This is a genomic window from Prevotella sp. CAG:592 (genome assembly GCF_000436015.1).
In the GTDB taxonomy this organism is placed as follows: domain Bacteria; phylum Bacteroidota; class Bacteroidia; order Bacteroidales; family Bacteroidaceae; genus Prevotella; species Prevotella pectinovora.
Genome location: NZ_FR892573.1, coordinates 5275 through 10970 on the forward strand (window position 1 = coordinate 5275; position 5696 = coordinate 10970).

5 protein-coding genes are annotated in these 5696 nt (G+C 52.6%); 3 read left to right on the forward strand and 2 right to left on the reverse strand.

The genetic code is table 11. The features are described from left to right. The 3 genes from QVO99_RS05895 to QVO99_RS05905 all read left to right on the forward strand — a co-directional run. On the forward strand, window positions 1-1316 hold a 1316-nt coding region (locus QVO99_RS05895; RefSeq protein ID WP_288176991.1), incomplete at its 5' end, for a cation:proton antiporter domain-containing protein. 70 nt (window positions 1317-1386) lie between these two features. Next, window positions 1387-2160: an ABC transporter ATP-binding protein gene (locus tag QVO99_RS05900; protein ID WP_022316676.1), complete on the forward strand. Its 774-nt coding sequence runs from the start codon at window positions 1387-1389 to the stop codon at window positions 2158-2160. Window positions 2161-2187: 27 nt separating this feature from the next. Then, the gene (locus tag QVO99_RS05905) at window positions 2188-3036 is read left to right on the forward strand and encodes a CvfB family protein (RefSeq protein ID WP_022316677.1); all 849 of its coding nucleotides are present in this window, start codon (window positions 2188-2190) and stop codon (window positions 3034-3036) included. A 294-nt stretch (window positions 3037-3330) separates the two neighbouring features. Here QVO99_RS05905 and asnS read toward each other — a convergent pair whose 3' ends face one another. Together asnS and QVO99_RS05915 are read right to left on the reverse strand one after the other, a co-directional pair. Further along, the gene (gene asnS / locus QVO99_RS05910; RefSeq protein WP_022316678.1) at window positions 3331-4749 is read right to left on the reverse strand and encodes an asparagine--tRNA ligase; all 1419 of its coding nucleotides are present in this window, start codon (window positions 4747-4749) and stop codon (window positions 3331-3333) included. Window positions 4750-4876: 127 nt separating this feature from the next. Continuing rightward, window positions 4877-5696, reverse strand: an 820-nt coding sequence (locus tag QVO99_RS05915) for a pseudouridine synthase (protein WP_288176992.1), incomplete at its 5' end; no start/stop codon positions are given.

A 5696-nucleotide genomic window follows, 5' to 3' on the forward strand; every position in this document is an offset into this window, starting at 1 on the left:
AGTTCACGGGCAATGCGCTCTTCATACCATATTTCCTCATCGGAGTGGGAATGCTGATAAACGTGAGGGTGCTGTTCACTGGATGGCACACGGTTTTCGTGATATTCTGCATCATATTCTTCGGCACGCTCGGCAAAGGACTGGCGGCATACGTCATGAAGGGCGTGTTCAGGATGCCATGGTCTAACGGCAACATGATGTTCGGACTCACATCATCGCATGCCGCCGGATCTATCGCCATCGTGATGGTGGGAATGAAACTGCAGACCACACCTGGCGAATATCTCGTTGACTCCGACATGCTCAACGCCGTGGTGATAATGATTCTCTTCACGTGTGTCTTCGGATCGATGATGACCGACAACGCCTCGCAGAAGATAACGCTGACCGAGGGACTGGCGTCTGAAAGCGAAGGGAAGAACGACGACGAGAAGATTCTCGTGCCGCTGAGATCGGGCGGACAGATAGAGACGCTGATGAGCATGGCGCTCATGATGCACAACAACAAGCTGAACCGCGGACTGATAGGTCTCAACGTGGTGTATGACGACGAGGACAGCCAGAAATTCCAGGCGCTCGGAAAGCGCACACTGGAGGAAGCGGCGAAGATGGCAAGTGCCGTAGACGTGAGGATGCTCACGCAGAGCCGGCTCGCAACAAACATCACAAACGGCATCATACACGCCTTCAAGGAGTATGACGCATCGGAAATAATAATGGGACTGCACGAGAAGAAGACCGACGGCGACAAGTTCTGGGGGATATTCACACCAGACCTCGTGAACCAGCTGAACAGGCAGATTATACTATGCCGGTGCAACAGGCCGCTGAACACGCTGAGGAGGATTCTTGTGGCGGTGCCGTCGAGAGTGGAGTTCGAACAGGGTTTCTACCGCTGGATAGAGAGGCTGGCGAGACTGGCTGAAAACCTGAGCTGCCGGATAATATTCCACGGAAGGATAGAATCGACATCGCTCATCAATGAATATATACGCAACCAGCACCCGGGAGTGAGGGCAGAATATGTATTGATGGAACACTGGAAGGAATTCACACAGCTGGCGCAGCAGATGAGCAGCGACCACATGCTCGTGGTGATTTCGGCAAGACAGGGTACGGTGTCATACAAACCGGTGTTCGAACGGCTGCCGCTGGAGCTATACCGACACTACCACGAGCATAACCTGATGGTGGTGTTCCCCGACCAGAACGGACAGTCGCCAGAGGACATGACATTCACGGCACCACAGCATCACTCCGTTGACAGCGCTTACTCTTCGATAGTAAACTGGGTGATGAAGAAGATAGACAAATGACGCTCCGACGCATCATGACAAGCCACGGGAGGAAACGGAAGACAACAATAAACCGACAATATAACAGACAATGATCGACATAAAGAATATCACAAAGAGCTTCGGTTCACTGCAGGTGCTCAAGGGCATCGACCTGCATATAGACAAAGGAGAGGTGGTGAGCATCGTGGGACCGAGCGGTGCGGGAAAGTCCACACTGCTCCAGATAATCGGTACGCTCGACTCGCCTGACAGCGGGGAGATAATGATTGACGGAGTGGACGTGAGAAGACTGAACCAGAAGAAGCTCTCCGACTTCCGCAACAGAAACATCGGCTTCGTGTTCCAGTTTCATCAGCTGCTGCCTGAATTCACGGCGCTTGAGAATATCATGATTCCTGCCTTCATAGCGGGAATGTCGAAAAGCGAGGCTAAGAAACGTGGCATGGAACTGCTGGACTTCATGGGACTCGCCGACCGCGCCAAGCATAAGCCCAACGAACTGTCGGGCGGAGAGAAGCAGCGTGTGGCAGTGGCAAGGGCTCTGGTGAACAACCCGGCTGTGGTGCTCGCCGATGAACCGTCGGGAAGCCTCGACTCCAAGAACAAGGCGGAGCTGCATCAGCTCTTCTTCGACCTGCGCGACAAGACGGGACAGACTTTCATCATCGTGACCCACGACGAACAGCTGGCAAGCATCACCGACCGCACGATAAAGATGAGGGACGGTATGCTGGAGAAGGAAACGGAACCGAAGGCATCACAGGATGCTGAAGCTGACGCAGAAACGGAAATGCCGGCATCACAGAATTCAGGAACAGAAGTGAGAACGGATGCGGAAACGGGAAGCGAGTCAGGAAAGTAAACGAAAAAGAAGAAAAAGCGACAAACTATGAAAGGAATAAAATTAGGCGAAATGAACACCATGAAGGTGGTGAAGGAAGTGGACTTCGGCATGTATCTCGACGGTGGCGACGAGGGTGAAATCCTGTTGCCAACACGCTACGTGCCGGAGGGCTGCAAACCGGGCGACACTCTCGACGTGTTCGTATATCTCGACCAGGACGAGCGTCCCGTAGCCACCACGCTGACACCGAAGGCGATGGTGGGTGAGTTTGCTTACCTCGAAGTGGCTTGGACAAACCAGTTCGGAGCATTTCTCGACTGGGGACTGATGAAGGACCTCTTCTGCCCCTTCCGCGAACAGAAGATGAAGATGGTGAGGGGCAACTCGTATATCGTACACATACACCTCGACAAGGAGAGCTACCGCATCATGGCTTCGGCAAAGGTGGAGCGCTATCTCAGCGAGGAGACTCCCGACTACAGACACGGACAGGAGGTGGACCTGCTGGTATGGCAGAAGACGGATCTGGGATTCAAGGTGATTATAGACAACAAATACGGCGGACTGGTATACAAGGACCAGATATTCAAATATATCCACACCGGCGACCGCATGAAGGGATATATCGGCACCGTGCGTCCTGACGGCAAGATCGACGTTACGCTGCAGCCAACGGGAAAGAAGCTGTCGAGAGAATTTTCCGATGCCCTGCTCGACTACCTCAAGGAGAACAACGGCTACTGCAACCTTGGCGACAAGAGCAACGCAGAAGATATCTACGACCGCTTCCAGGTGAGCAAGAAGACTTTCAAGAAGGCTATAGGCGACCTGTATAAGCGCCATATCATAACGCTGGAAGAGGGCGGCATGGGTATCGTATTGGTGGAGAAATAGAGGGATAACCGACTGGAACGACACTACGATAAGGATTACCGCGAAATCCCCCCACAGCGTGGGGAACAACACCCCCTAATGTGGGGTTTCATTCCCCACGCTGTGGGGGAAAATCCGGACATATATTTCTGTCGGCGTAATTGTATGGATAATGGATTTAAAACGAAACGGCCATCAGGACATTCAATGTAGTATTTTTATCCCTAATGAACTAAAAAGCCTGGGATATCGCAAGCGGTGCGATTCCCAGGCTTCATTATTAATAGTCTTAAAGAAAAGTATGTACGTTGTCGATTAGAACTCTGCCGTCTTAGGTGTCCTTGGGAAAGGAATCACGTCGCGGATGTTCTGCATACCTGTGACGAAGAGGATGAGACGCTCGAAACCGAGTCCGAAACCACCGTGAGGACATGTTCCGTACTTACGTGTGTCGAGATACCACCACATATCCTTCATCGGGATATGGCGCTCATTGATTTCTGCCGTCAGCTTCTCAAGGCTCTCCTCACGTACGGAACCGCCGATAATCTCGCCGATCTGCGGGAAGAGAACGTCGGTGCCCTGAACGGTCTGGCCGCTCTTGCCGCCGAATCCAGACTCCTCATCGTCTATCTTCATATAGAATGCCTTGATAGCCTTAGGATAGTTTGTCATGATGACAGGCTTCTTGAAGTATTCCTCCACGAGGTAGCGCTCATGCTCAGAAGCGAGGTCGTCGCCCCACTCACATGGGAACTCGAACTTTCTGCCCTTGGCGATGGCGTCCTGCAGAATCTTGATACCCTCGGTGTATGGCAGACGTACGAAGTCTGACTCGAGAATGCCCTTCAGACGCTCGATGAGTCCCTTGTCTATCATCTTGTTGAGGAACTCCAGGTCGTCCTGACAATGCTCGAGAGCCCAGCGGATACAATATTTGATGAAGTCTTCCTCAAGGTCCATCAGGTCGGTGAGGTCGATGAATGCCACCTCCGGCTCCACCATCCAGAACTCTGCAAGGTGGCGTGGAGTGTTGGAATTCTCTGCACGGAAGGTAGGACCGAAGGTATAGATAGCGCCGAGAGCCGTAGCTCCAAGCTCACCCTCGAGCTGTCCGCTCACCGTAAGCGATGTCTGCTTTCCGAAGAAGTCGTCATCATACTTTATCTTGCCGTCCTCGTCCTTCTTCAGGTCGTAGAGGTTCTTTGTGGTAACCTGGAACATCTGTCCGGCTCCCTCGCAGTCGCTCGCCGTGATGATAGGAGAATGGAAATAGAAGAATCCATGCTCATGGAAATATGTGTGTATAGCCATCGCCATGTTATGACGGATGCGCATCACGGCGCCGAAAGTGTTGGTACGCAGACGCATGTGGGCATACTGACGCATATACTCGAAGCTCTGGCCCTTCTTCTGCATCGGATAGTCGCTGCCGCAAAGACCATACACCTCGAGGCTCTCACACTGGATCTCTAACGTCTGACCGGCACCCTGGCTCTCAACGAGAACACCGGTGGCGCTGATGCACGAACCTGTGGTGATCTGCTTGAGCATCTCGGCATCAAACTTTGATGGGTCTACTACAACCTGTATATTCTTTATCGTAGAACCGTCGTTAAGGGCGATGAAGTCTACAGCCTTGCTGCTGCGGTGTGTCCTAACCCAGCCTTTCACGTTGACCGTTGAACCGAAATCGGTGAGCTTCAACGCGTCAACAACTTTTGTTCTTTTCATATTGAGTTGATTTCTTGTTGTTTTGCTATTCTTTGTCACAGCTGCCTGATGTGACAATCCGCCGCTGTGAAGAAAAACTCAGAAAGCCCAGAGTTCTTCTCTGAGCCTTCCTTATAGTTGTATTCGATTATTCGAACGCTCCCATGCGCAGCATGTCAACCTCCTTCTCGGTGAGGAAGCGCCAGTCGCCACGACGCAGGTTCTTCTTTGTGAGTCCAGCAAACTGCACGCGGTCGAGCTTCACCACTCTATAGCCGAGGCTTTCGAAGATACGGCGCACGATACGGTTGCGGCCGCTATGGATCTCGATGCCCACCTGGCTCTTGTCTGTAGGATGAGCATACTCGATGGCGTCTGCATGCACCTCACCGTCGTCGAGAGTGATGCCCTCTGCAATCTGCTGCATGTCGTGGGCAGTGACGTTCTTGTCGAGGTATACGTGGTAGACCTTCTTCTTCAAGAACTTAGGATGTGTGAGCTTGCTGGCGAGGTCGCCGTCGTTGGTGAGCAGAAGCACACCGGTGGTGTTTCTGTCGAGGCGCCCTACAGGATAGATACGCTCAGGACAAACGTTCTTCACGAGGTCCATCACAGTCTTGCGCTGCTGTGGGTCGTCGCTTGTTGTAACATAGTCCTTTGGCTTGTTGAGGAGCACGTAGACCTTCTTCTCGAGAGACACGTTCTGGTCGTGGAACTTGATCTCGTCGCTGCGCTTCACCTTTGTACCGAGCTCTGTGACTACCTGTCCGTTGACGGTAACCACACCTGCCTGGATGAATGCGTCGGCCTCACGACGGCTGCAAACGCCGGCGTTGGCGAGGAACTTGTTCAGACGTACCGGTGCATCCGGGTCTACGTTGACTTCCTTATATTCTATTCTCTTCTTGAGACTGTACTTTGCATTTGGATCGTAGTCGGCTGTGCGAGGACGATAGCCACCCTGACGG